This is a genomic window from Streptomyces sp. NPDC055189 (assembly GCF_053606765.1).
This window is the reverse complement of the sequence record NZ_JBSGSG010000191.1, coordinates 1-1,700: the sequence shown is the minus strand read 5'-3', so window position 1 is coordinate 1,700 and position 1,700 is coordinate 1. Positions and strand designations below refer to the sequence as shown.

The window sequence follows — 1,700 nt, the reverse complement described above, 5'->3', positions numbered from 1 at the left end:
CGGTGGGACGGAGAGGCGGATCGGCGTCGGAAGCTGCGGACGCCGGAACACCTCAAGGCGCTAATGGACGCTCAGAAGAACTACACGTCGGCCCGGTCTCTGGCGGCCCGCGCCAAGACGGCACGGACGGCCGCGCGCAAGGACACCAAGAACCCGTTGGCTGTTCAGCGGCGGGCGGCTCGGACTGCGGACAAGGCCGCGCGGAAGGGCCGGAGCACGGCCCGGACTGACCTGAAGGCAGCGCGCACGCAGTACCCGGCGACGCTCACCCAGCTTGCTGTTCGGGCGCACGCCCTGCACATGGTCCCGGCGGCCGGTGCGTCGTACGGGCTGTCCACGGCGGCGGACTGGGCGATGTGGCCCGGGGCGGTGTCGGTCGGCCTGGTGGCCGCGCACGTCGGCTCGCTGTGGCTGGGCCGCCGGTCGGTCACGGTGACCGTGGACGATGGTGCGACGGACGATGAACGGCGCCTGCTGGAGCGGCTGGACCCGTCGTACTGGGTCGAGCACGCATCGGATCGCGGACTGGGCGGCACGGTGACAGGCACGCCCCAGCTCGGGCAGGCGGGCATCACGTGCGCTGTGCGGCTCGACGGCACGTGGGACGTGCCGAAGTTGGCGGCGATGGAGCGGCAGATCCGGGCCCTGCTTGGGTGCCGGACCGATCTTCAGCTCCGCATTGCGGAGGGCGACAGCGGGGGTTGGGCGGTGCTCCTGCTCGGCACGCGGTCAGCGATCGACGGGGCGTCGCTGCTGTGGACCCCGGAGCGTGCGGGCATCGGTCTGGACACAGCCACGGGTGAGGTGGTCACGCTCCCCCACGGGCGGAAGCTGATCGCCGGTACGTCGGGTGCGGGAAAGAGCGTGCTGTTGCGGGCGATCCTCGCGCCCTACGCCCTCGACCCGCTGACGGCCGTGGTCTACATCGACGCCAAGGGGGAGGAATCCGGGTTGTGGGCGCACTGCGCCCGGGAGGCCATCGACCCCGAGGACATCGCGGAGGTCGTCGCGGAGCTGGTGGCGGAGATGCTGGCCCGCCGGGACGAGATGCGGGCCCGGAAGATCGCCACCTGGGTGGCCACGCCGGAACGGCCCCGGCTGGTGGTCCTGGTGGACGAGGGGGCGGACCTGATGAGCATGGACTCCAAGGCCACCCCGATCATCCCGGGGGCGGAGCAGATCGCCCGTCAGGGCCGGTCACGGCTGGTGGATCTCCTGTGGTGCACGCAGAAGCCGACCGTGGGCGACGGCATCCCCAGCCAGATCATCGGCAACATGTCGGTGCGGGTCACGCTCCAGACGGCCGGGCAGACGGAGACCCAGCAGGTCATGGGCAAGGGCTGGCAGAACCACATGCTCCCCGGCCCGGGGCTGGCCTACGTCCGGGGCACCGGCCGGGACATGGACCAGTCGCCCGTGGCGGTGTGGGACGCGTCGGCCGACGAGCTGGTGACCGGACTCCCGGAACGGACGCCATGGCGGCGCGGGGTGGCCGCCCCCGCGCACGCGGCCCCGGTCGCGACCGGTCGCCCGACCCTCGCCCTGGTGAAGGACACGGACGTGCCCGGCCCCCGCGAGGAGTCGGCCGCGGCTTCGCTGAATGGTGCCGACACGGCGGTCCTCACCGCCGTTCGCACAGCGGGGGGGTCGGTGCGGCAGAAGCACGTGGTGGAGTCCTCCCGGCGCGCCAAGGGCACCGT

The 1,700-nt window shown here is 72.6% G+C and carries 1 protein-coding gene; it reads left to right on the top strand.

Going from position 1 to position 1,700, the window contains the following annotated elements:
- Positions 1 to 63 precede the first annotated feature (63 nt).
- Positions 64 to 1,700, top strand: a 1,637-nt coding sequence (locus ACWFR3_RS46780) for an FtsK/SpoIIIE domain-containing protein (RefSeq protein WP_453740814.1), incomplete at its 3' end; no start/stop codon positions are given.